Annotated in this window: 23 protein-coding genes and 1 riboswitch; of the genes, 16 read left to right on the top strand and 7 right to left on the bottom strand. The window is 60.1% G+C overall.

What is annotated here, in order from left to right; all coding sequences use genetic code 11:
- The first annotated feature begins 2 nt into the window (after positions 1 to 2).
- The 6 genes from narI to PH5382_RS16765 all read left to right on the top strand — a co-directional run bounded on the left by narI (position 3) and on the right by PH5382_RS16765 (position 7,121).
- Positions 3 to 734 carry a respiratory nitrate reductase subunit gamma gene (gene narI, locus PH5382_RS16790; RefSeq protein ID WP_058335554.1) on the top strand — a complete coding sequence of 244 codons (732 nt, stop codon included), beginning with the start codon at positions 3 to 5 and terminating at the stop codon, positions 732 to 734.
- A gap of 15 nt (positions 735 to 749) precedes the next feature.
- On the top strand, positions 750 to 1,547 hold the full coding sequence (locus PH5382_RS16785) for a peptidylprolyl isomerase (RefSeq protein ID WP_058335553.1): 798 nt from the start codon (positions 750 to 752) through the stop codon (positions 1,545 to 1,547).
- Positions 1,548 to 1,571: 24 nt separating this feature from the next.
- A complete protein-coding gene (locus PH5382_RS16780) occupies positions 1,572 to 2,207 on the top strand; it encodes a hemerythrin domain-containing protein (protein WP_058335552.1) in 636 nt (211 codons plus the stop codon).
- 224 nt (positions 2,208 to 2,431) lie between these two features.
- Positions 2,432 to 3,739, top strand: a complete 1,308-nt coding sequence (glp, locus tag PH5382_RS16775) for a molybdopterin molybdotransferase MoeA (protein WP_058335551.1) — start codon at positions 2,432 to 2,434, stop codon at positions 3,737 to 3,739.
- Between the two features lie 13 nt (positions 3,740 to 3,752).
- Positions 3,753 to 4,286, top strand: coding sequence for a DUF2478 domain-containing protein (locus PH5382_RS16770; RefSeq protein ID WP_058335550.1), 534 nt, complete (start codon positions 3,753 to 3,755; stop codon positions 4,284 to 4,286).
- 384 nt (positions 4,287 to 4,670) lie between these two features.
- The gene (locus tag PH5382_RS16765; RefSeq protein ID WP_231751914.1) at positions 4,671 to 7,121 is read left to right on the top strand and encodes a response regulator; all 2,451 of its coding nucleotides are present in this window, start codon (positions 4,671 to 4,673) and stop codon (positions 7,119 to 7,121) included.
- Between the two features lie 36 nt (positions 7,122 to 7,157).
- Here the strand turns inward: PH5382_RS16765 and PH5382_RS16760 are convergent, their stop codons facing one another.
- Genes PH5382_RS16760 through thiC form a run of 7 tightly spaced genes read right to left on the bottom strand, consistent with a single transcriptional unit; the run spans position 7,158 to position 13,250 of the window.
- The gene (locus tag PH5382_RS16760; RefSeq protein WP_058335548.1) at positions 7,158 to 7,877 is read right to left on the bottom strand and encodes a bifunctional hydroxymethylpyrimidine kinase/phosphomethylpyrimidine kinase; all 720 of its coding nucleotides are present in this window, start codon (positions 7,875 to 7,877) and stop codon (positions 7,158 to 7,160) included.
- Complete coding sequence (locus PH5382_RS16755; RefSeq protein ID WP_197410066.1) at positions 7,874 to 8,848, bottom strand: ThiF family adenylyltransferase; 975 nt, start codon at positions 8,846 to 8,848, stop codon at positions 7,874 to 7,876. Before PH5382_RS16755 ends, PH5382_RS16760 begins: the two co-directional genes overlap by 4 nt.
- Positions 8,848 to 9,438, bottom strand: a complete 591-nt coding sequence (locus PH5382_RS16750) for a thiamine phosphate synthase (protein WP_058335546.1) — start codon at positions 9,436 to 9,438, stop codon at positions 8,848 to 8,850. Before PH5382_RS16750 ends, PH5382_RS16755 begins: the two co-directional genes overlap by 1 nt.
- 14 nt (positions 9,439 to 9,452) lie before the next feature.
- Complete coding sequence (locus PH5382_RS16745) at positions 9,453 to 10,244, bottom strand: thiazole synthase (RefSeq protein ID WP_058335545.1); 792 nt, start codon at positions 10,242 to 10,244, stop codon at positions 9,453 to 9,455.
- A gap of 3 nt (positions 10,245 to 10,247) precedes the next feature.
- On the bottom strand, positions 10,248 to 10,445 hold the full coding sequence (gene thiS, locus PH5382_RS16740) for a sulfur carrier protein ThiS (RefSeq protein WP_058335544.1): 198 nt from the start codon (positions 10,443 to 10,445) through the stop codon (positions 10,248 to 10,250).
- Entirely contained in the window at positions 10,414 to 11,394 is a 981-nt protein-coding gene (locus tag PH5382_RS16735; protein ID WP_058335543.1) for an FAD-dependent oxidoreductase, read from the bottom strand. Before PH5382_RS16735 ends, thiS begins: the two co-directional genes overlap by 32 nt.
- Positions 11,391 to 13,250, bottom strand: coding sequence for a phosphomethylpyrimidine synthase ThiC (gene thiC, locus PH5382_RS16730; protein ID WP_058335542.1), 1,860 nt, complete (start codon positions 13,248 to 13,250; stop codon positions 11,391 to 11,393). The genes PH5382_RS16735 and thiC overlap by 4 nt, the downstream gene beginning before the upstream one ends.
- A 123-nt stretch (positions 13,251 to 13,373) precedes the next feature.
- Positions 13,374 to 13,500, bottom strand: a riboswitch (TPP riboswitch).
- Between the two features lie 200 nt (positions 13,501 to 13,700).
- On the opposite strand from thiC, the gene bioB reads away from it, so the two are divergent.
- From bioB to PH5382_RS16680, 10 genes are all read left to right on the top strand, one after another.
- Entirely contained in the window at positions 13,701 to 14,681 is a 981-nt protein-coding gene (bioB, locus tag PH5382_RS16725; protein ID WP_058335541.1) for a biotin synthase BioB, read from the top strand.
- Positions 14,678 to 15,817 (top strand): 8-amino-7-oxononanoate synthase, encoded by a 1,140-nt coding sequence (locus PH5382_RS16720; RefSeq protein WP_058335540.1) that lies wholly within the window; start codon positions 14,678 to 14,680, stop codon positions 15,815 to 15,817. The genes bioB and PH5382_RS16720 overlap by 4 nt, the downstream gene beginning before the upstream one ends.
- Positions 15,814 to 16,461, top strand: a complete 648-nt coding sequence (bioD, locus tag PH5382_RS16715) for a dethiobiotin synthase (RefSeq protein WP_058335539.1) — start codon at positions 15,814 to 15,816, stop codon at positions 16,459 to 16,461. The genes PH5382_RS16720 and bioD overlap by 4 nt, the downstream gene beginning before the upstream one ends.
- A complete protein-coding gene (gene bioA, locus PH5382_RS16710) occupies positions 16,461 to 17,759 on the top strand; it encodes an adenosylmethionine--8-amino-7-oxononanoate transaminase (protein WP_058335538.1) in 1,299 nt (432 codons plus the stop codon). The genes bioD and bioA overlap by 1 nt, the downstream gene beginning before the upstream one ends.
- A complete protein-coding gene (locus PH5382_RS16705; protein WP_058335537.1) occupies positions 17,760 to 18,377 on the top strand; it encodes a pimeloyl-ACP methyl esterase BioG family protein in 618 nt (205 codons plus the stop codon).
- Positions 18,374 to 19,165, top strand: coding sequence for a malonyl-ACP O-methyltransferase BioC (gene bioC, locus PH5382_RS16700; RefSeq protein WP_058335536.1), 792 nt, complete (start codon positions 18,374 to 18,376; stop codon positions 19,163 to 19,165). Before PH5382_RS16705 ends, bioC begins: the two co-directional genes overlap by 4 nt.
- Before the next feature lie 375 nt (positions 19,166 to 19,540).
- Positions 19,541 to 20,500, top strand: a complete 960-nt coding sequence (locus tag PH5382_RS16695; RefSeq protein ID WP_058335535.1) for an ABC transporter substrate-binding protein — start codon at positions 19,541 to 19,543, stop codon at positions 20,498 to 20,500.
- A 5-nt stretch (positions 20,501 to 20,505) separates the two neighbouring features.
- Positions 20,506 to 21,561: a quaternary amine ABC transporter ATP-binding protein gene (locus PH5382_RS16690; RefSeq protein ID WP_058335583.1), complete on the top strand. Its 1,056-nt coding sequence runs from the start codon at positions 20,506 to 20,508 to the stop codon at positions 21,559 to 21,561.
- Positions 21,558 to 23,594 (top strand): ABC transporter permease, encoded by a 2,037-nt coding sequence (locus PH5382_RS16685; RefSeq protein WP_058335534.1) that lies wholly within the window; start codon positions 21,558 to 21,560, stop codon positions 23,592 to 23,594. The genes PH5382_RS16690 and PH5382_RS16685 overlap by 4 nt, the downstream gene beginning before the upstream one ends.
- A gap of 121 nt (positions 23,595 to 23,715) precedes the next feature.
- Positions 23,716 to 24,231 carry a DUF2478 domain-containing protein gene (locus PH5382_RS16680; RefSeq protein WP_058335533.1) on the top strand — a complete coding sequence of 172 codons (516 nt, stop codon included), beginning with the start codon at positions 23,716 to 23,718 and terminating at the stop codon, positions 24,229 to 24,231.
- Positions 24,232 to 24,389: the final 158 nt, after the last annotated feature.

The raw sequence follows: 24,389 nt of genomic DNA, 5'->3' as shown, positions 1-24,389 counted from the left end.
TCATGCATAATTTCCTATTCGGTATCTATCCTTATATCGCTCTTTCGGTGGCGATCATCGGGTCGATCGCGCGCTACGAGCGGGACCCTTTCACATGGAAAACTTCCTCAAGCCAGATGCTGCGCCGCAAGCAGTTGATCATGGGCTCGGTGCTGTTTCACATTGGGGTGCTGATCATCTTTTTTGGGCACCTCATTGGTCTGCTGACACCAATTGGCATCTTTGACGCGCTTGGCATCAGCCATGGGTTCAAACAGGTCGGTGCGGTTGTTGTTGGTGGCATTGCCGGCGTGATGGCGCTGGTGGGGGGTGGTATGCTGTTTCACCGTCGCTGGACAGATCCACGCATCCGCAAGACCTCCAGCACAGCGGATATTGCTATCTTGGCGATGCTCTTGGCGCAGCTGGTGCTGGGGCTGTTGACGATCTTTGCATCCCTGGGACATCTGGACGGTCACGAGATGACCAAATTCATGGCCTGGGCGCAGGGGATCTTTACCTTCCAGGCTGGCGCTGCCGCCCATATTGCCGATGTGGCTTTCATCTTCAAACTGCACCTGTTTCTGGGTCTGACCATCTTCCTAATCTTTCCCTTCACCCGACTGGTGCACATGCTGTCGGTGCCGGTGCGCTACATCTTCCGCCCTGGCTATCAGGTGGTTCGTTCGCGTCGCTCTGAGCCTCTTCCAACCCGTGCTGGTCCGGTTGCTCCCGGCCGGTCCACCAACAAATAAGCCGGAGGTGACAAGATGAAAGCTGGCCTTTTTCCCGATCTCATCGTCAACGGTGAAACTGTTCCTCATACCGTGGTTGCGGCAGAGGCGCAGAACCACGACGCCCCTGCCGGAAAACCCGGTATTGCCTGGCGCAAGGCGGCCAATGCGGTGGCTGTGCGCACCCTGCTGCTGCAGGAGGCACACCGTCAGGCCCTGACGCCGGAACCCGCCGAGGTCGGGCCGGGCCGTTTTGAAACCGACGAGGAGGCCCTGATTCGGGGCCTTCTCGAAACCTCGGTCGCGGTGGATGCGCCGACCGAAGAAGAAGTGAAGGCAGAATGGGCGCGGGATCCCTCGCGTTTTCGCTCGCCGCCTTTGTGGGAGGTCTCGCATATTCTGTGCGCTTGCGACCCCCGCGACAAAGAGGCCAAGGAAAAAGCATTGCAAAGGGCCAATGTGCTGAGCGAACGCCTGAAGGTGAGACCCAGGGACTTTGTTGCTCTGGCAAAAACAGACAGTGACTGCGGCTCAAAATCTTCTGGCGGCGCTCTGGGGCAGCTTGGGCCTGGGGATACCGTCCCGGAATTTGAAAAGGTTCTACTTGATCTAGATGAAGGTGCGATCACGCCCGAGCCGGTATTGTCGCGTCATGGCTATCACATCGTGCGGATGGATGCGGTGGCAAAGGGTCAGGAACTGCCCTTTGAAGCCGCAAAACGCGCGATCACCATCGCCATGGAAAAAGCGGCCTGGGCGCGATCTGCCCATGGATATGTGCAGGAACTGGCTGCCGCGGCTCAGATCACCGGGGCGGATCTGAAACCCATCTAACCCCACAGGAGAGGGGGCTGTGTCATGACACCTTTGACAGGTCGCAATCGCCAACCCGAATGTCCCCTCTCCAGTGCGGATCTTGCGCGTCTCGCCACGCCGTTGGATTTCATTGCCGAAGATCATTGGCGCGAGCGCGAAATCTGCGCCGCCCTTGAGCGTCTCGCCGCCACGGATCAGGAGGACAAACGGAACCGGACCTCGGCTGGCGACCTGCCAGTCTCTGCAAGCTCAGCCCCTGGATATCCGGACCCCGAAGATATTGCCCAATCGCTGACTTTCCTGACCCGGGAGCTGCCGTTGCATCTGGCGGATGAAGAAGAGGATCTGTTTCCGCTGATGCGCCGCTGCTGCGCCCCGGAAGATGAGATCGGCCGGGTGATTGAACGGCTCCTGCTGGATCACAGCCACGCCGCAAAGGACACGCCAAAGGTGATCGCGATCCTTGAAGATCTGCAATCACGCCCGCCGACGGAGCAAGAGCGGCAGGTTCTGGCGCAGTTTGCATCGCATGCCCGGCGCCATCTCATTCTTGAAAACGCTGTGGTGTTGCCAATCGCACGCCTGCGCCTGCGCTCCTGTGATCACGAAAGCCTGCGTCTGTGCATGATGCAGCGGCGCGGCATTCCGCTTCCGGAGGTCGATCCCGGAACAGAATAATTTCGAAACAGGACGATAGGGGATGATCCCTTTGTTGAAGAACGTTGTCGCACCGCAAGGAAGAGGGTCGTAATGGCGGCTAGTTGTTGTGGCGCGATCTGGCTGGGGTCGGAACATGCGGAGGTGAAAATCCGTGCTCTATACGATCCAGATCAAAGAAACCTGCCGCAGCAGCACCTATGTCTGTTGTGGTGGCAAGGCCATCAAGGACTGGAGAGGCCAGAATGAGTGTTGTTGATATGATCGAAAGACCGGGCTGTGGCTGCGAGGCTTTTGACCATCAAAAGAAACTGATTTCGATTGACGAGGCTCTGGCGGCGATCACCGAGGCCGTGCCTGTCGTCGATGGCGTTGAAGTCTTGCCCTTGATGCAGGCGCGGGGCCGCGTTCTGGCGGAACCTGTGCTGGCGCAGGCTTTGGCGCCGCCGTTTGATAATTCCGCCATGGATGGCTATGCGATTTCTTCAGCCTCGTTGCAGGGCAATGGCCCCTGGCAGCTAGAGGTTGTGGGGCGGATCACGGCGGGCTCTGTCGGGACTGTTGCCAGAGGTGCCGGTCAGGCCGCAGAGCAGGAGCTTGCCGGTCAGGCGGTGCGGATTTTTACCGGGGCACCGATCCCTGCCGGGGCGGATGCCGTGGTGATGCAGGAAGCGGTCGAACGCTGTGGCACCTGCATCACTCTGACAGAACGTCCTCAAGCGGGCAGTCATATCCGCCGCAGTGGCGAAGACATGCGTCCGGGGGATCTGGTTCTGGAAGCGGGATGCCTGTTGGGCTCGCGCGAGATCGCGGCCTGTGCGGCGGCAGGGCAGGGCAGTGTCACGGTCCGGCGGCGCATTCGTGTGGCCTTTCTAACCACTGGGGACGAGTTGACCCCAGCCGGAGAGGCCTTGGGTCAGGCGCAGATCTGGGATGTGAACACGCCGATGATTGCCTCGGCTATTCCGGCCAATGCTTTTGAGGTCGTCAGCCATAGCACGGCAGCGGATGATCCGGTGCGGCTGCAGGCCCATCTGGAAGAGCTTCTGGAGCAGTCTGATCTGCTGATCACCACAGGTGGTGTGTCCGTCGGAGAGGCGGATTTTGTCAAACCGGCCCTGTTTGGGCTGGGGCTGGACCAAGTGTTCAGCGGTGTCGCCATCAAGCCGGGTAAGCCGGTGACCTGTGGGCGTCTAGCGGCCACCACTTGGCTAGGGCTGCCGGGGAACCCGGTTTCGGCCTTCGTGACCTGGAGCCTGTTTGGTCGTCACCTGTTGCGTTGCCTCAGTGGTGAAACACCTACGGCGGGTCGGCGGCGTCACGTGGTGCTGGGTGAAATTGCGCGGCACCGTCCGGGGCGCTGCGAGTTGCGCCCCGCCAGTCTGACGGGCTTTGATGGCATGGGGCGAGAGATTGCGCGCTTTGGTGCCACCACCCATTCGGCGCGTTTGTCGAGCCTGGCTAAAGCCGACGGGGTGATCTTTATCCCCGGCGATACCGAAGAAATTGCAGCAGGCGGGTTGGCCGAATTCCTGCCTTTCCCTGACTGCTGAAGGAGCGAGTGACATGCATATTGCCTATACAATGGCGCCGGGGCGCGGCGACACTGACCTGATCCTGTTTCAACTGGCCCAACGGCTGATAGAGGCGGGGGTGACCCCCTGTGGCACGGTCCAGATCAATACCGAGCGCAGCGACGGGCGCAAATGCGACATGGATGTTCAGGTCTTGCCTCAGGGACCGGTGATCCGTATTTCGCAGTCCCTGGGCAAAGCCTCCCGCGGGTGTCGGCTGGATCCAGATGCGTTGGAACAGTCGGTTAGTTTGACCGAAGCGGCGCTGTCAAAAGGCGCAGATTTCCTGATCGTCAACAAATTCGGCAAACACGAAGCCGAGGGCCGCGGTTTCCGCGCTGCAATTGCGACAGCTTTGGAGCAGGAAATTCCGGTTCTGGTGGGGCTCAATCAGCTGAACAAGGACGCTTTTCTGGAGTTTGTCGGCGGCATCGGTTGCGCATTGGAGCCGGATGTGGACTGTTTGCAGGCCTGGGCGATGAGCCTGCAACCTGCTGACGAAAGGTCTGCCCGAACTGCTGCCTGAGGAGGCGATCCTTCAGCACTGAGGCCCCGGTCCTGCCTGCGCTGCAGGAAGGTTTCAGCCACAAATCCGGCGTGTGACCTCCTTCCTGTTTCTCTGCCTGTCAAAGATTGGGACTTTTCGGTTTGTGGGCGCTCTTACGTTAGCGTTTTGCTGAATTCACTTCCCATTCGATCTTTTCTATATGATATTGACAGTTCAAGGTAGGGCATCGCTTGGCGCCTGTCTGTTGCGCGCAGTGTTTTTGTTAAGTCAATGTGAACTCCTTTCGGGCACATTTCACCAAATACGAACTCTGTTGAGTGTGGGTTACATGGTGTTGATTTCGTGACAAAGCGTTTCCAGAGATCCCTTTTTCGCGGCCTCTCAAAACGCGCCTATCTCCCAGTGTGGGTTGCATTTTTTGTGGTGCTCTTTGCTGCGTTCTATTTTGAAAAGCAAAACGCAACGATTCACCTTCAAAACCAGCGCGCTGAGGTCCGTCGCGAGGCCAGTCAAATTCAATCCAGCCTCGAAGGCGCTCTGAACGCGGATATTCAGCTGGTTCGCGGGCTGGTGGCCGTGCTGTCGACTGAACCGGAGATGACCCAGGAACGGTTTGGTGAACTTGGTGAAATGGTGATTGGCACGCATAGTGGCATCAGCCATGTGGCGGCGGCACCGGATCTGGTAATCTCTCTCATCTACCCCTTGCAGGGCAACGAGGCGGCATTGGGGCTGGATTACAATCAAAACCGAGCCCAGCGTGAGGCTGCCTATAAGGTGCGCGATGGCGGTGAAATGGTTCTGGCCGGCCCTGTCAATCTGGTGCAGGGGGGGACGGCCTTTATCGGCCGCTTTCCCGTCTTCACCGGTGGTGGGAAAAATCGCCGTTTCTGGGGGATCCTGTCATCGGTGATGAAGGCAGAACTGCTTTATGAGGCGCATGGTTTTGACAACCCGGATCTTGGCATTGAAATCGCGCTGATGGGGCGTGACGGGATGGGCGCGCAGGGGGCTCAGTTCTACGGCGACCCTGAAATCTTTGAAGATGATCCTGTGCTTTTGGATATTCCTCTGCCCGTCGGATCCTGGCAGTTTGCGGCCCGGCCAAAGGGCGGCTGGTCGTCGCGCAGCGGCAGCCCCTGGGCTTGGCGCGTTTTGGTTCTGGTGGCCGGTGCGCTGATCTTGATCCCAACTTATACGGCCGGGCGTCTGTCCGAAGCGCGAAAAGATGTTATCGCGATGCTGACCCGGCGCGAACGGGAATTGGAAACCCTGTCACGCCGCCTGGAAATCGCCGTTGATATCTCTGAAATTGGCATTTGGGAATTGAACTCAAAGACGGGTGAGCTGATCTGGGATCAAAATCTGCGTAGCATCTATGGGGTTTCCAAGGATGATTTCGTGACTTTCGAAACATGGGAGAATCTCCTTCATCCCGATGATCGGCAACAGGCGGTGGACGCTCATCGACAGGCCTCGCATGTCGGCGGTAGCCATACGTCCGAGTTCCGTATTGTGCTGCGCAACGGCGAGGTAAAGCACATCCGTGCCATGGGTGCCGCCTATGCCGATGCCGAAGGCTGGTTGCGGATGATCGGCGTTAATCTTGACGTCTCGCGCGATGTGCATCTGCGTGAAAAACTTATCGAGGCGAACTCGGCCCTGTTGCAGCGCAACAGTGAGCTGAATGATGCGAAACTTTCGGCAGAGCGGGCAGACCGGGCAAAATCAGAATTTCTTGCCAACATGAGCCACGAAATCCGCACGCCAATGAACGGTATTCTCGGCATGGCGGATCTGATGGCTGAATCAGATCTGGGCACAGAAGAGCGCCAGTATCTGGACACCATTCGTGACTCATCCAATGCTTTGTTGAAAATCATCAATGACATTCTGGACCTGTCTCGACTGGAGGCTGGGCAACTTGTGATCTCGCCGGTTGATTTCAATCTGCGTCTTTGCGTTGCCGGTGCGGTCAATTTGTTGCGCCCCCGTGCCCGCGAAAAGGGGTTGTGGATTTCGGTCAGTTTCGAAGAGGGCTTGCCGGAACGGATGCATGGTGACGATGGCCGGTTGCGGCAGATTCTGGTCAATCTCATCGGCAATGCGGTAAAATTTACTGCGTCTGGGGGCGTTGATATTTCCATCTGCAGTCTTGATGGGGATCCCTACCGCTTGCTGATCGAGGTCGACGATACCGGGATCGGAGTAAGTTCCAGCCAGGCCGCGCATATTTTTGACCGCTTTTCGCAGGCCGATGCCGCAATCACCCGCGCCTTTGGCGGCACCGGGCTTGGCCTGACGATCTCCAGTATTTTGGCCAAGCGCATGGGGGGGGGAATTGATCTTTGTACCCTAAAGGAGAAAGGGTCCTGCTTCCGGCTGCAGATCCAGTTGGCGGCGGCACAAGATCTCAACCAACTGCCAAACACAGAGACCGTGGTGGATGCGGCGGTGCTGAATGGGTGCAACATTCTTCTGGCCGAAGACAACAAGACCAATCGCCTGCTGATCCGCAAATACCTTAAGGGATTGGATTTGAACCTTCGGGAGGCCAGAAATGGACGTGAGGCAGTTGCCATGTGTCAGGAAAACCTGCCGGATATCATCCTGATGGACATGTCCATGCCGGAATTGGATGGTCTGGCAGCCACCCGTGAAATTCGCGCGCTCAACATTGTGCAACCGGTGATCATCGCGCTGACCGCAAATGCCTTTGATTCCGATCGTGATGCCTGTTTGGCCGCGGGAATGGATTACTTCCTGCAAAAACCGATCAGCAAACCGGTTCTAATCCAGACCCTGGCGATGCTGCATGCGGGTCGCTGCGAGCTGCAGGGACTTTCGGGCTGAAGAAAGTCCGCAACTGGGAAATAGATTGCTTTCAGGCTATGTCTTCAACCATCGAAATAGCGCGTTCTTGGCCGTATGGCAGGCCGTTGTCAGCTCATCGCCAAGGGCCAGTCGGCAGGCAACGGCAGTAGCTAGGCTGCAACCGGTACCGCGCTTTCCCCGTGCCAGGCGCGGGCAGGACAAGGCCTGATGCCCCGTGGCGTGAAACAGATGATCCGTCGCGCAGGGGCCGTCACCATGACCACCTTTGATCAGCACGGCCTTCGGCCCCAGTGCCAGCAGGCGCCGGGCCTGGACCTGTAGCTGTTGTCGATCCTGCGTCTCAGCGGAGTCGCTCAGCAAGGCGCTTTCGGCCAGATTTGGCGTCAACAGCGTGACATGGCGCAGCAGCGACGCCAGCGCCGCCACAGGCATCAATTGCCCACCAGAAGTGCTTTTGAGGACGGGGTCCAGAACAACCGGGAGGCTAAGGGGCAGGCTCCGGGCCACTGCCTGGGCGATTTCCGGCGTGCCCAGCATGCCGATTTTCACCGCCTTGGGGGCGGTATCCTTGCTGTCGAACGCAGCCCGGATCTGCGCGGCAACGAGGTCGGGGTCAATGGGCTGGATCGCGATCACTGCCGCATTGGTTTGCACTGTCACGGCGGTCACGACCGGGGCGACAGCGCAGCCCAGCGTGGTGGCCATGGCGACATCACGGCTGAGCCCGGCGCCGCCACTGCTATCTGTGCCGGCAATGACCAGTATCCGGCTCATTGCGTGTCTCCGGCCGCCAGGATTGAAATCCGGCTGATCCCTTTCTGTTGCAGTTGGCGCGCGACCTTCCAGGCGCGCACCCCGGAACGGCAGCACAGAACCAATGGCCGTTGCACGTCGATCTCAAGGGCGTTGATGTCACCGGGCAAAATGCGCCGGGCTGCGGGGGTAATTGTTTTCGGAGCCTCTTGGGGCGGGCGCAGATCGATGATCTGGTCCTGTGCGGTCAAGCGCGCGACACTGGTGAAACGCAGCGGTGCATCGGGCTCTTCGGCGCCATCAAAACGAAATCCCGAGAGGGTGAGGTTGGCCATATCTACCTGCATGAGCTGGCCCAGTGGTGACGGGTGTTGCTGCTGCAATAGAACCTGCAGCGCCATCTGCGCCTGTAGGGCCCCGATCAGCCCAACCACCGGCCCCATGACACCCGCTGTGACACAACTGGCGGCACTGTCGGGCAGATCGGGAAATAACGCCCGGAGCGAGGGCGCCTGGCCGCCACAAAACCCTCCGACATAGCCCTTTTGTCCCAGCACCGACGCAGAGATCAGTGGCTTGCTTTGTGCCTTGCAGGCATCCGACAGGATATAGGAGGCGGCAAAACTGTCAGCCGCATCCAGCACCAGATCGACTTGGCTGACAGCGGGTCCTGCAGTGCAGGCATCCAAAAGGTCAAGGCGTGCGTGCAACTGCAGATCCGGGTTGCGGGCCAGCAGGTAGTCACGCGCAGCGGCGACTTTGGCGCGGCCGATGTCTGCCATCGTAAACAGCGGCTGGCGATGTAAGTTGCTTTCCTCAACATGATCGGGATCCATCAGGGTGATCTGGCCAAGCCCGGCCCCGGCGAGATATTGCAGGATCGGGGCGGCCAGCCCTCCTGCACCCACCACCAGAACATGCGCGCGGGCCAGCCGGGCCTGCCCTTTGGCGCCGACCTCGGGCAGGATCATTTGCCGGGCGAAGCGTGACATCAGGCGCAGGCCTCGGCCCAAAGCCTGCAGCGCGCCTCGGGATCCTGGGCTTGCTGGACATCGGTCACGACGGCGGCACTGTCGGCCCCGGCGGCAAACACGCCGGGCAGGCGTTCGGGGGTGAGGCCGCCGATGGCCACCAGTGGCACCTTGCCCGCCAGGGCCTTCCAGCGGGTCACCCGATCCAGCCCCTGTGGACCCCATTTCATTTTCTTCAGCAACGTTGGATAGACTGGCCCCAACGCGACATAGGCCGGATCATGGCTCAGGGCACGCTCCAGCTCGTCTTCGTCATGGGTCGACAGCCCATAGCGAATGCCGGCACGGCGCAGGGCTTTGAAGTCAGCTGTCTCCATGTCTTCCTGGCCTAGGTGCACAAAGGAGCAATTCAGATCCAGCGCGGTCTGCCAGTGGTCGTTGACCACCAGTTGGGCGCCTTGCACTGCGCAGAAATCACGGGCGCGGGCAATCTGGCGGTGCACTTCGGCGTCGGGTTCGTTCTTGAGGCGCAGCTGCACCAGCCGCGCGCCCTGCGGTACCATAAGTTCCAGCCGACCTACGTGGCCGACAATCAGGTAGAAGCGTTCCATCGGGCTTTGTCCTTTCATGCCAGTTCCGCCAGGCCAAGCACCGGGGTCGAGGGCACCGCCATATTGCGGCGTTCCATCGGGTCGGCGACAAATCCGGCGCGTCCGGCCGCGATTGCCTGCGCCATGGCCGCGGCCATCAGGGCAGGATCACCGGCCTTGGCGACGGCGGTATTCAGCAAGACCGCATCCATTCCCAGCTCCATCGCCTGTGCGGCGTCCGAAGGGCGGCCAATTCCGGCGTCCACGATCAGTGGCGTGTCGGGAAAATGCGCCCGCATGGCGCGCAGCCCGTCTGGGTTGCGCAGCCCCTGACCCGACCCAATAGGTGCGCCCCAGGGCATCAGCACTTCGCAGCCGGCCTCCAGCAGGCGTTCGCCCACCACCAGATCTTCGGTGGTATAGGGAAAGACCTGAAAGCCATCGCGGCTCAGAATGCCTGCGGCTTCGACCAGACCAAAGACATCTGGTTGCAGGGTGTCGGCATGGCCAATGACTTCGAGCTTGATCCAGCTGGTGTCAAAGACCTCACGGGCCATCTGGGCGGTGGTGACGGCTTCCTGAACGCTGTGACAGCCGGCCGTGTTGGGCAGAATATGCGCGCCTGTCGCGCGCAGGCTGTCCCAGAAACCGGCACCCGATCTGCCATCTGGTCCACCATCCGCGCCTGAGGCGACTTCACGGCGCAGCGAGACGGTGATGATTTCGGTGTCGCTGGCGGCGATGGCTTCGTTCAGGACCTGCGGTGAAGGGTACAGTGCGGTGCCAAGCAACAGGCGCGACTGTACCGTGGTGTCATAGAGCTGCATTCGTCAGCCTCCCTGCATCGGGCTGAGAACCTCAAGTCGGTCCCCTTCAGACAGTTGGGTGTCCGCGCGTTTCGCGCGCGAAACAAAAATGCCGTTGAGCGCAGTGGCCAGCGCCGGGCTGGTCATGCCCAGCTCAGCCAGGGCTTTGTCCAGCGTGCCGGATTGGATGTCACGCGCAGTGGCGTTGACCAGAATTTTCATCAGTCACCTCCGAGAATTGTGCGGGCAGCAGGCGTTGGGCTGCGCGCTGCGCCATGGCCGGGGCCAGCAGAAAGCCATGCCGGTAGAGCCCGTTGAGATGCAGCACGCCGTCATGGTCGACGAGACGCGGCAGGTTGTTGCAAAAGGCTGGCCGCAGCCCTGCGCCCAGCTCCACCACCGAAGCCTCTGCCAGGGCTGGGTGCAGCGCAAAGGCTGCACTCAGCAGTTCTGTCACTGACCGGAGCGAGGGCGGGCGGCTTGATGTGCTTTCGATCATGGTGCCACCAATCATGAAATGCTGGTCATCGCGTGGCACCAGATAAAGCGGCATGCGCGGATGCAGCAGCCGCAGGGTGCGGCTGATCGCAACATCCGGGCAGTGCAGGATCGCCATCTCCCCACGCACCGGGCGCAGGCCGGGCAGGGCGGCGGCCATGCCGGTGCAGTTGAGGTCAATCTTGGCAGGGGCCGGGCTGTTGTAGTGGATCTCTCCCCCCAGATCGGTGATCGCCCGGCTGAGGTCGCGCAGAGCGCGGCGGGGGTCCAGATGGGCCTCACGCTTGAAAAACAGCCCCTGTGCAAAGCGCCCGGCAAGCGCGGGCTCCAGTTCGCCGATATCCGTTTGGCTCACGGGGTGATGACCGCTGGTGCGGCGGGCAAAACGGGTGAGTTCTGCCCGGTCGCGCCTTGGTGCCAAGACCAGCGTGCCGCGCCGGTGCACGGGGGTGATCTTGGCCCACCAGTCGCAGGCGCGGCTGCCGAGGGTGATCACCTCTTCCTCGGCGCTTTCGCGTTCGCACCAGGGGGCCAGCATACCGCCGGCAAATCGCGCGACGCTTGTCGTACCGGGGCCGGGGCCCTGCTCAAAGATCTGCACCTCAGCGCCGCGCTGCAACAGCTCGTAAGCGGTGGCGAGGCCCGCAAGCCCCGCCCCCGCGATAGAGATCATTCGCCCGGTTCCAGAGCGGGCTCGGCAGATGCCTCTGATACTGCGTCAGAGGCGGGCACATAAAGCTCTCCGCCCTGGCGGAACTTGGCGGCCATGGCCTCCATGCCTTCTTTCTGAGCCTCGGCGCGGATGTCATGACTGATCCGCATCGAGCAGAATTTCGGCCCACACATGGAGCAGAAATGCGCCACCTTATGCGCCTCTTTCGGCAAGGTCTGGTCGTGGTAGTCACGCGCCGTATCGGGATCGAGCGAGAGGTTGAACTGGTCTTCCCAGCGGAATTCAAACCTTGCGCGTGACAGAGCATCATCGCGGCGCTGTGCCCCCGGCAACCCTTTGGCGAGGTCAGCGGCATGGGCGGCGATCTTATAGGTGATGACGCCGACCTTGACGTCATCACGGTCGGGCAGGCCCAGGTGTTCCTTGGGCGTCACGTAGCATAGCATCGCACAGCCGAACCAGCCGATCATCGCCGCACCAATGCCGGAGGTGATGTGGTCATAGCCCGGCGCGATATCCGTGGTGAGCGGCCCCAGCGTGTAAAACGGAGCCTCGTGGCAGCACTCCAGCTGCTTGTCCATGTTTTCCTTGATCTTGTGCATGGCCACATGGCCGGGCCCTTCGATCATCACCTGGCAATCCTTGGCCCAGGCGATCTTGGTCAACTCTCCCAGGGTTTCCAGCTCAGCAAACTGCGCCTCATCATTGGCATCCGCAATGGATCCGGGACGCAGCCCGTCACCCAGCGAGAAAGAGACGTCGTATTTGCGGCAGATGTCGCAGATCTCGTCGAAGTGTTCGTAGAGGAAGCTTTCCTTGTGGTGATGCAGGCACCATTTCGCCATGATCGACCCGCCACGCGACACGATGCCGGTGACGCGATTGACCGTCATTGGCACCATGTGCAGGCGCACGCCCGCGTGGATGGTGAAATAGTCCACACCCTGTTCAGCCTGCTCAATGAGGGTGTCACGAAACACCTCCCAGGTCAGGTCTTCGGCGATGCCGTTGACCTTTTCCAGCGCCTGATACATCGGCACAGTGCCGATGGGTACGGGGGAGTTGCGAATGATCCATTCGCGGGTGTTGTGGATATTGCGCCCGGTGGACAGATCCATCACCGTGTCCGCGCCCCAGCGGATCGACCAGACCAGCTTGTCCACCTCTTCCTCCATAGAGGAGGTGACGGCAGAGGTGCCCATATTGGCGTTGATCTTGACCAGAAAATTACGGCCGATGATCATCGGTTCAATTTCGGGGTGGTTGATGTTGGCCGGGATGATGGCGCGGCCTTCGGCGACTTCCTTGCGAACGAATTCCGGCGTCACGTAGTCGGGGATATTGGCGCCAAAATCATTGCCGTCGCGGTCGGAATTCTTGTGGCAGGGCGACAGTTCGCGCAGCTGGTTTTCGCGGATGGCGATGAATTCCATCTCGGGCGTGATGATACCGGCGCGGGCATAGGCGAGCTGGGTGACGGCTTTGCCGTCCTTGGCACGCAGCGGTGCAGGCTTGACTGGAAATTCTGGCGTCAGACGGTCACCCGCAACAAAACCATTGTCGGCGGCGGTGATCTCGCGGCCCTGATATTCTTCGACATCGCCGCGGGCGATAATCCAGTCGCGGCGCAGCTGGGCCAGCCCCTGGCGGATATCGGTTTGTTGATCCGGATCTGTATAGGGGCCAGAGCTGTCATAGACCGGCAGGGGGGCTTCGCCCGCAGTCGGGTGGGTGGCGATTTCGCGCATCGGCACGCGGATATCAGGATAGATCTCACCGGGGACAAAGATTTTGCGCGATGCGGGCAGGGCGCCGGTGGTCACCTTTGGGGTGATCTTTGGGGTCGCTACATTCATTTTGGTGCTCCTCGAGCCAAACTCAAAAAAGTCACCAGATGAGGTTGGGCAGGGAGGCCGCGGCAAAGGGGGTACGACCCTGCCGGTTCGGAGCGCGCAGCCGAGAGGGGGTACGAGGCCCTTTGGCGGTGCGTCCTAGCTTCCTACGCCAGTGTCAACTGGGTCAGGTTCTAAGGGTCGCATCGCCGGTCAGATTACTCTGCCCTGTCAGCCTCTCAGTCCCCTCGGTGGGACTCCCCTGCGTAGGCTTAGACCTAGGGGAGAGCGTGGGTTTAGGTCAATGGAAAATTCCATAGATATTTTTTAATATTAAAAAACATGTGATTAAGATGAATTTTGGTGAAATTGCCGCGTTGCAACATATTGTGTTGGTAGTTGATCGCAAATTATCTATAAAAAGAAAACGGGCCATCAGGTCCATGAAAAACACTGTGACCTTCAGGAGAGCCCATGCTGGACGCTGCCCCCATTCGAACCGACTGGACCCGCAACGACGCGGAAAAGATCTACAACCAGCCCTTCATGGATCTGCTGTTTCAGGCGCAATCAACGCATCGCCAGCACTACGATCCCAATCAGGTGCAGAAGTCCAAACTGCTCAGCATCAAGACCGGTGGCTGCGCCGAGGATTGCGCTTATTGTTCGCAGTCGGCTCGCAATGGCGCAAAACTCTCGGCGAGTAAGCTGATCGAAGTTGAACGGGTGCTGGCCGAAGCCCGCAAGGCAAAGGAAGGTGGAGCGACTCGCTATTGCATGGGCGCCGCTTGGCGTTCGCCCAAGGATCGCGACATGGCCGCGCTTGAGGCGATGATCCACGGGGTCAAAGAGCTGGGGATGGAAACCTGCATGACCCTGGGCATGCTGGATGACAATCAGGTGTTCCGCCTGCGCGATGCCGGACTGGATTATTACAATCACAATATCGACACCTCGGAACGCTATTATTCCGAAATCATCACCACCCGCACCTTTGCCGATCGCATCGACACTTTGAACCGGGTGCGCGAAGCCGGCATGAAGGTCTGTGCCGGTGGCATCGTCGGCATGGGTGAGAAGCAGATGGACCGGATCGACATGATCCTGGCGCTGGCCACGCTGGAGGAGCACCCAGATTCGGTGCCGGTCAATATGCTGATCCCGATGGCAGACACGCCGCTGGCCGATGTGGCCAAGCTGGACCCGATTGAATTTGTCCGCACCATCGCGCTGGCGCGGATCCTGATGCCCAAAAGCCATGTGCGCCTGTCCGCAGGTCGCACCGATATGTCGGATGAGCTGCAGGCGATGTGTTTCTTTGCCGGGGCCAATTCAATCTTTGTGGGCGACACCCTGCTGACCGCCGACAACCCCGAAGAGGACAAGGATCAGGTGCTGTTTGACCGGCTTGGCATCACTGCCATGGGCGTCGGCTGCGACGGCAGCCACGCATGACAGAGGCCTTCCCGCGACATGCCACAGCACTGGAGACTCTGCAAAAGCGGGGTCGCTTTCGTCAGCTGATGCCGCGGGCGGGGCATGACTTTGCCTCCAATGACTATCTGGGACTGGCGGCTAGTGATGTGTTGAAACAAGCCGCAGCAGATGCCCTGGCGCGGGGGGTTGCAGTCGGGGCAGGGGGCTCGCGCCTGTTGCGCGGAAATGACGTTGAACATGGTCTGCTGGAACAGGAGGCTGCAGCGTTCTTCGGCACCGAGGCCGCCCTGTTCATGGGCGGTGGTTTCAATGCCAATCAGGCGATTTTCTCGACCCTGCCACAGCAGGGTGATTTGGTGCTTTATGATGCGCTGATCCATGCCAGCACCCATGATGGCATGCGACTGGGCCGGGCAGAGACGCGCAGATTTGCCCATAACGATGTGCAGGACGCCGCCGCGCAGATTTCTGACTGGCGTGTTTCAGGCGGAACTGGACAGATCTGGATCGCGATCGAGGCGGTCTATTCGATGGAAGGCACTTTGGGCCCGGTTGCTGAGATGGCGGTGCTGGCCGAGGCTACTGGGGCGGTGCTGGTGGTGGATGAGGCCCATGCCACCGGGGTCTTTGGCGACCTTGGGCGCGGGCTGGCACATGACATTGCGCATCGTTCTCGAGTGTTGACACTGCATACCTGCGGCAAGGGGCTGGGGGTCTCGGGTGCGCTGATCTGTGGCGCGCAGGTCTTGATCGACACGCTGATCAACCGCGCGCGTGGGTTCATTTTCGCGACAGCGCCTTCGCCGCTGAATGCGGCTCTGGTTCGCGCAGCCTTACAGGATCTGGCGCAGACCCTTGTTCGGCGGGAGCAGGCCTGGGACCAGATCAATCATGCTCATGCAGAGGCAGCGCGGCTGTGTGGCCTGAAGGGGTTTCAAAGTCAGATCCTGCCGGTGATCCTTGGAGAGGATCAGTGCACCATGCAGGTGGCGCAGGCGTTGCAGGGGCAGGGGTTTGATATTCGCGGCATCCGCCCGCCCACGGTGCCACGTGGCACATCCCGGCTGCGGATTTCGCTGACCGGCTCTCTGACTATGAGGGTGATAACCGCGATGTTTGAAGCACTTGCAGGTGAGCTGGAGGCCTTGAAATGAGCGTGATCGTGGTGACCGGCACGGATACGGAAATCGGCAAGACGGTGTTCTCGGCAGGGCTGGTACAGGCGCTAAACGCGACCTATTGGAAGCCGGTGCAATCGGGCCAGGAGGAGGAGACCGACAGCCAGATCGTGGCGCGGCTCTCGGGGTGCCCGGCGCTGCCGGAGGGATACCTGTTGCAGCTGCCCGCATCCCCACATCTTTCAGCCGAAGCCGAAGGGGTAGAGATTGACAGCACCACTCTGGATCTGCCTGACGTCGAAGGCCTGCTGGTGGCCGAAGGTGCTGGCGGGTTGATGGTGCCGCTGAACCGGCAAGAGCTGTACCTTGATCTCATCGCCCGCTGGCGCGCGCCGGTGATCCTCTGTGCCCGCACCAAGCTTGGCACCATCAATCATACGCTTTTGTCGCTCAAGGCACTGCGCGATGCCGGATGCCCGGTGGTTGGCGTGGCCTTCATCGGGAATGCGCAGCCGGAGGTGGAGCAAACCATCTGCCAGTTTGGCGGGGTGTCGCATCTTGGGCGCCTGCCGGTGATCGACGGTCTTGGCCGCGCGGCATCAGGCGGAACGGGCTGCGCAGCTCTGGCTCAGGCATTTGGCGACACCATCAACCTTGATCTGATCCGGGAGGCCCTGTGATGAGCGCATCTGAGCTGAGTCAGCTGGAGTTCGACCAGCAACATCTGTGGCATCCCTATACCAATGTGGCCAAACCCGGACCCACCTTTGTGGTGAAGGAAGGCGAGGGGGTGCATATCACGCTGGGCGATGGCTCGCGATTGATTGACGCCATGTCATCCTGGTGGTGCATGATGCATGGCCATCGCAACCCGGCGATAACCCAGGCCATCCACGACCAGCTGGACCGGTTGCCGCATGTGATGTTTGGCGGATTGACCCATGATCCGGCCATCGACCTGGGGCGCAAGCTGCTGGACATCACCCCCAATAGCCTGACGCGGATCTTTTACTGCGACAGTGGATCTGTCTCGGTTGAGGTGGCGATGAAGATGGCGGTGCAATACCAGCACGCCTGTGGGTTTGCAGGCCGCAGCCAGTTTGCCACCGTGCGGTCCGGCTATCATGGTGACACCTGGAAAGCGATGAGCGTCTGTGATCCCGATACCGGCATGCATCACCTGTTTCAGGGCGCGCTCAGCGTGCAGCATTTTGTGCCGCGACCACCAATCCGCATGGGTGAAGACTGGGTCGAGGATCCCGCGCAAAATGGCATCGGTGCATTGCGGGCGCTGCTGGAGGCCAATGCCGAACAGATCGCGGGCTTCATTCTGGAACCTGTAGTGCAGGGCACGGGGGGGATGTATTTCTACCACCCGGAATACCTCAATCAGGCGCGCTGCCTGTGCGACGATCTGGGCATCCTGCTGATTTTTGACGAAATAGCCACCGGCTTTGGTCGCACCGGCGAAATGTTCGCCACTGATTTCTGCACTGTGGAGCCAGACATCATCTGCTTGGGCAAGGGGCTGACCGGCGGGCATATCTCGTTTGCCTGCACCATGACCAATGACCGCGTGGCGCTGGGCGTCGGGGGCGGCAATCCCGGCATCTTCATGCATGGGCCGACCTATATGGCCAACCCCCTGGCCTGTGCTGCCGCCAAGGCCTCGCTCGATCTGCTGACTGCGCAGGACTGGCGCGGCACGGTGGCTGGTCTCGCGGAACAGATGCAGGCAGAGCTGGCTCCGGCCCGCGATCTGGCGAATGTGCGTGATGTACGCGTTCTGGGCGGCATTGGCGTCATTGAAATGCAGCATCGGGTCTCAGCGGATGAGGCCCATGCCCGCGCCCATGAGATGGGCGTCTTTCTGCGTCCCTTTGGCCATAATATCTATTGTATGCCCCCCTTCATCACCACGCCCGACCAGCTGAGCGAAATCACGGCAGGCATGCTGCGCCTGGCGCGCGAGTTGTAGATGGAGATCCGCTGGCTGAAACAGACAGCAAGCCCCGAGGCCATCGTTGTCTTTGGCGGCTGGGCTGTCGGGCCAGAGGTCTTTGATCATCTGGCAGGCGATCAGGATATCCTTTTTGTCAGCGACTACCGTGATCTAGCGGCGGATCTGCCCGACCTGAGCGGCTATGAGAAGGTGAGCCTTCTTGCCTGGTCCTTTGGTGTCGCGGCCTACGGCCATTGGCAGCGGGCGCGCGCGGACCTGTTTCAGCGCAGGATCGCGGTGAATGGTAGCCTGACGCCCGTGGACCGCGAGGCGGGCATTCCGCCAGTGGTGATGCAGAAAACCATCGAGACCCTCAGCGCGGCCTCCTATCAGCGGTTTATCACCCGTGTCTTTGGCGCAGGTCAGCCGGAGGCGGTGATTGATATCGCCGCCCGTCAGGAAGAATTGCGCGCCGTGGCAGCGCGCGGGGCGGCACCGGACCCCGGATTTGACCATGTCTGGATTTCCGAAAAGGATAAGATCTTCCCTGCCGCCAATCTGAAGCGCGCCTGGGCCGGGCATAGGATCACATCCCTTGCAGCGCCGCATATGCCCTTTGCCGGGTTTTCCAGCTGGCAGGAGTTGCTGGCATGAAGGACCAGTCGCTGTCATCCATTGATCACACTCGTGTGCAGCGCAGCTTTGCGCGCGGATTGCAAAGCTATCATGAAAACGCCAGCGTGCAGCGCCAGATCGCCGAGGAGCTGGTTGCCATACTGGCGGCGCAGGGCGTGCCGAAGACGCTGGGACGGGTGCTGGAGTTTGGCTGCGGCACTGGCCATCTGACCTCTGCTTTGCTCGATCAATTTGATATTGACGCGCTGACCCTGAATGATCTGGTGTCAGAAGCCGAGCAGCCGTTGCAAGCGTTGCTACAGCAGCGGGGTCAAGCGGCCAGCTTCTGCTTTGGCGCCATCGAGGAGCTGGTCTTGCCACAACAGCTGGATCTCATTGCCTCGGCCTCGACGGTGCAATGGATCGCCGATCTGCCCGCGACCCTGTCCCGGCTTTCGGACGCTTTGCGCCCCGGAGGCTGGCTGGCGCTATCCGGGTTTGGCAGGCATCAGTTTCACCAGCTGGTAGAGCTTGGTTCGCAAGCGGCGGCTCCCAATTATCTGGATGCCGGGGAATGGCCGTTGATCCTGCCTGCGGGGCTGGAATTGGTGGCGATGCGGCAACAGACGATTGATTTGCAGTTTGCCAGCGCGATTGACCTGCTACGCCATCTGCGCCGCACCGGGGTGAATGGTCAGGCCAGCCGTGGCTGGGGGCGACGTGATCTGGAGCAATTCGAGCGCCGCTACCGGCAGCGATTTGCCTGTGCAGATCAGTTGCCGCTCACCTATGATGCGGTTTGGATCCTGGCGCGAAAACCTGGCTAGCGCGGCCTCTTTATCGCCCCTCTGAGGTGAGCGCAGATCCCTGCTGGGTTAAGCCCATGTCGCAAACAGATTCTTGAGATATCTGGCGGAAAATTGCTCCAGCTGCCAAAAAATTGAATATCGCTACAAGAATTTTGAAAAATCTGGCGTGAATCATCGACAAAGCGTCGCAATATGGTCAAATGGCAATCGCATATCTGGTCACACTCGAGGGCATCGCTTTACGCAGGTCTGCATGAAGGGGCGAAAAACGACGCTGATTTGATCCTGGCGTGACCCCGACTTGAAACTGAGACCATCTGAGCCGGAAGGTTCCAACAGGAAAGGGTGCAGTTCAAACAGAATGAACGCAGCCATTTAACAGGGAAGAGAACAATGAAAACATCAACTTTTGCAAGTGTACTGGGTGCTGCTTCGCTGGCCGCCAGCATGGGCTCCGCCGCCGATCTTGGCGCCGTGGATAAGCCGATCAAACTGGCGATCAATGAATGGACTGGCCAGCATGTTTCGACGCATATCGCGGGCGAGATGCTGAAAGCCGCTGGCTACAAGGTGGAATATGTCACCGCCGGCATGCTGAACCAGTTCCAGGCCATCGCCGATGGTGATATTCATGCGACCATGGAAATCTGGTCTTCCAATGTGTCTGATCAATATGCCGGCAAGGTGGCCGAGGGCACAATTGTCGAGCTGGGCGATCTGGAACTCAACGCCAAGGAAGGCATCGCATATCCGGCCCATGTGGCAGAGCTGTGCCCCGGCCTGCCTGCCTGGGAAGCCCTGAAGGATTGCGCGCCTCTGTTTGCCTCGGCTGAGACCCTGCCTGCGGGCCGTTTGGTTGACTATCCTGCCGATTGGGGCACACCAGGTGCTGATAGAATGACCGGGCTTGAATTGCCGTTCAAGGCGGTGCCCGCCGGATCCGAAGGGGCCTTGATCGCCGAGCTGCGCGCTTCGACCGAACGTAAAACACCGCTGTTGATCACCTTCTGGCAGCCACACTGGGCGATGTCAGCCTATGATGTGAAATTTGTCGACCTGCCAGTGGGCGAAGAGGCCTGCTTTAACGATCCGGCCTGGGGGCCGAACCCGAATGCCGTGAACGATTGTGACTTTGCACCCTCGCGGATTTTCAAAGCCGCTTGGTCCGGCACTGCGGAAACCTGGCCTGCCGCGTTTGAAATCCTGTCCAACTACACTCTGGCGGTTGAAGACCAGCAACCAATGATGGGTGCAGTTGATGTGGACGGTGGCAAAGTCGAAGAAGTCGTTGCGGCCTGGATGGCTGCCAATGAGAACGCCTGGCGCCCGGTTGTCGACGCCGCGACCAAGTGAGCGCAGTGAGCTCCTCTGATACGCCTGCCATTTCCTGCCAGCATGTCTGGCAGGTCTTTGGCAACAACGCAGACAGCGCTTTGAAAGAAGCGCTGTCGCAGCATGAATCCCCAGATGATGTCTCGGCGACGCTGCGTGCCCAGGGGTTGGTGCCTGCAGTACAGGATGCCAATTTCGAGGTCAAAGAGGGCGAGCTTTTCGTGATCATGGGGCTGTCCGGATCCGGAAAATCCACCCTCATCCGCTGTATTTCGCATCTGTTGCATGCCACCAGTGGCGAAATTCGCATCGAGGGCGAGGATATCGTCTCGGCCAGCAAGGCCCGCCTGATTGAGCTGCGCCGCAAGACACTTGGTATGGTGTTTCAGCACTTTGGCCTGTTTCCGCATATGACCGTGCTCGACAATGTTGCCTATCCGTTGCGGGTCCAGGGCGTAAAACGCAAGGCGCGTCAGGCCAAGGCTCGCGATGTGATCGAACTGGTTGGGCTGCAAGGCCGCGAGGATCATTATCCGCGCGAACTGTCTGGCGGACAGCGCCAACGGGTTGGCATTGCGCGGTCGCTGGTGGCGGATTGCCGTGTCTGGTTTCTGGATGAGCCTTTTTCGGCGCTGGATCCTCTGATCCGCCGTCAGCTGCAGGATGAATTCCTTGATATTCAGGCCAAGCTGAAAACCACTATCGTCTTTATCACCCATGACATCAACGAGGCGCTGAAACTGGCGGATCGCATCGCCATCATGCGCGACGGTAAGATCGTGCAGATCGGCACCCCGGCAGATATCGTTCTGAATCCAGTAGATGACTACGTACGGGAGTTTTCAAAGGATGTTGCCAAGGGCCGCCACGCCAAGGTCGCCTCGGTCATGCAGAGCCCTGAAAACCATGTCTATGGTGCAGATGATCCGGGATTGCGCCGGGATATGACCCTGGATGCAGCGTTGGCGCGCTGCATGGACCTTTATGAACCGGTGCCGGTGCGCGACGCGGACGGCACCCTGGTGGGGGTAATCAACCCGGCGGATCTGGCTGCCGCCCTGCAGGTGGAACCCACCGAATGAGGGGCTTGAGCAAAGGAAGCCTTGCGGCACTGATCACGGTTGTGGTCGGCGTGCTCTGTCTGCTGCTGGAGGGGGCGCTGCCCTGGCTCACGACCTATCCCAAGACCTGGGTGCTGCCTGCTAGTGACGCTATTGGCATGGGGGTTGAGGCCGGTCTGGTCTTTGTTAAACCCGCCGCGCGGATGTTTTCCGCGCTGATGGCCTATCCAATGGCGGCCACGAATTATGTGCTGGCAGCACTTCCCTGGCCACTGTTGATTGCCGCGACTGTTGCTCTGGGCTGGCGGCTTGGCGGAGTAAGGATGGCGGCAATGGCTGCTTTTGGTTTGGGGCTGGTGCTGTTGTCAGGCTATTGGCCGCAGGGGATGAACACGCTGGCGCTGGTTGCGGTTTCGGTGCCTCTGGCGCTGATCGCAGGAGCCGCGATTGGCATTCTGGCAAATGAATTTCCGCGTTTTCGCGCGCCGGTACAAGCGCTGCTGGATGTGATGCAGACAGTGCCGACCTTTGCTTATCTCACTCCTTTGCTGGTGCTCTTTGGCTTTGGTCCTGTGGTGGGGCTTATTGCCTCGGCGATCTATGCGGCGCCACCGATGGCGCGCAATGTCCTGCTGGGCCTGCAACGGGTGGAGCCCGAGGTAAAAGAGGCCGCGGTGATGTCCGGGGGCACCCGGATGCAGCAGCTGTTTCAGGTCGAGATCCCTGCCGCCAAGGTGCAGATCATGGTCGGGGTCAATCAGTGTCTGATGGCGGCCCTGTCGATGGTAATCATTGCGGCTGTGATTGGCGGCTTTGAGGACATCGGCTGGGAAGTTCTGCTCACCATGCGCAAGGCGCAGTTTGGCCCGGCGATGCTGGCCGGATCGGTGATTGTGATTTTTGCTATCCTGATCGACAGGATGAGCGGCACCTTGGCCCAGGAACGGCGTCGCCTTTGGGATGGGCGCATCTCGTTGGGAATTATGGCGCTGGGGCTGGTTGGCAGCCTGTTGTTCTGGCGCGCGCTGGCGGATCCAGGTAGCTATCAGGCTCTGGATCCGGTGGCCGATGGGCTGGACAGCTGGCTGACTGATTTTACCCGCTCAAATGCGGACTTACTGACCAGCTTTAAGAATAGCATCATGTTTTATGTGCTGTTGCCACTGCGCATTGGTCTGGATCAGGCGATCCTGCCCTTTACCTGGGGCTTTCAGTGGACCACCGGCATGAGCCTGTGGTTCTTTGCAGCCGCAGGGGCTGGGGCGGTCGTGCTGACGCTGCGCGGCCAGCTGACGGGGGCGCTGGTGCTGTTGATCATGGCCGGCATTCTGGAAACCGGCGTGTCACAGCTGCCTTGGCCTTTTGTGCTGGTCGGTGTTGGTGCGCTCGCCTGGGTGGCTGGTGGGCTGCGGCTGGCGATGCTGAGCGTAGGATTGCTGAGCACCATTCTGGTCTCGGGGCTTTGGGAGCGCGCTTTGTTGTCGCTGTATCTGTCGGGGGCCTCCGTCGTGGCCTGCGCCATTCTTGGCGGTGGCATTGGCTTGCTCAGTGCAGCCTCGCCTTTGGCTTGGCGCGTGGTGCGCCCGATCTGTGACATGCTGCAGACCATCCCGCTGTTTGTCTTTCTCATCCCGGTTCTGATGGTGTTTCAGATTGGCGAATTCTCGGCCTTTCTGGCGATCATTGCCTATGCCATTGTGCCGATGATCCGCTACACAAGGCAGGGGTTGATCGCGACGCCGGAAGAGATGATCGAGGCGGCGACCGCATCGGGTGCAACCGGCTGGCAGATGATGCGCGATGTGCGCGCGCCCTATGCGGCACCGACTATCCTGCTGGGGCTCAATCAGACCATTCTCTATGCCTTTGCCATGCTGGTGATTGCGGCGCTGATCGGCACCACCGGTTTGGGACAGTCAATTTATCTGGCGCTTGGGCAAGCGGATGTCGGGCTCGGGATTTCAGCAGGGGCCGCCATGGCGATCCTGGCACTGATTGCCGACCGCATCGTGCAGGGCTTTGCCGAAGAACGTAAAAAGGCGCTTGGCCTGTAGCAGGCTTTGCGTGCCGCGCCGCCAAGTGAGGGTGGCGCGGCAAAAGCCCCTCTGGCGCTTGGGTAAAATTGCCGTTAGCAATCATCGCGCATATTCCTAGTAGCGATAAGAGGGCCACGCGATGCATCTTGCCTATGTCATGACTGAAACCCGTGGGGCCACCGACCGGCTGTTGACCAGCCTGGCCGAGGCGCTTGATGCCAAGGGCATTCGCCTGGCGGGCATCGTCCAGAGCAATACGGAATGCAGTGATGAGACCCTGTGCGATATGGATGTACGGGTTTTGCCTGCCGGGGACACCATCCGCATCTCGCAATCCTTGGGCGCGGGTGCACGCGGTTGTCGTTTGAACCCCGAGGCATTGGAGCAGGCTGTGGGGCAGGTGACAGCGAGCCTGCACTCCGACCCGTTGCCGCAGGTGCTGATTGTCAACAAATTCGGCAAGCACGAAGCCGACGGACGCGGCATGCGTCCTGTCATCGGCGAGGCACTGGCGCAGGGAATGGTGGTTGTTTCTGGCGTCAACCGAATGAATGTGGAGCCGTTCAAGGCTTTCTCGGATGGTATGGCGGTTGCCGGGGCCACCGAATTGGATGCTTTGGTTGCCTGGGTCGAAGACGCGCTGACAGAAGGCTAGACAAAGGGGGCGTATTAGCCAATCGGCAGCCAGTCGGCGACGGGTGCTGGAAAAGAGCGGGTGTGATGGGCTTTGTTGCACAAATCGGTTTCTGAGGGGACTTCCCCTTTCCCCGGACGGAATTATCCTACGGGCTCGGTAACGGGTATGCCAAGAGC

The organism is Phaeobacter sp. CECT 5382, from assembly GCF_001457775.1.
Classification (GTDB): Bacteria; Pseudomonadota; Alphaproteobacteria; order Rhodobacterales; family Rhodobacteraceae; genus Pseudophaeobacter.
Note: the sequence above shows the minus strand (reverse complement) of the source record. Positions and strands in the feature narration are given on the sequence as shown.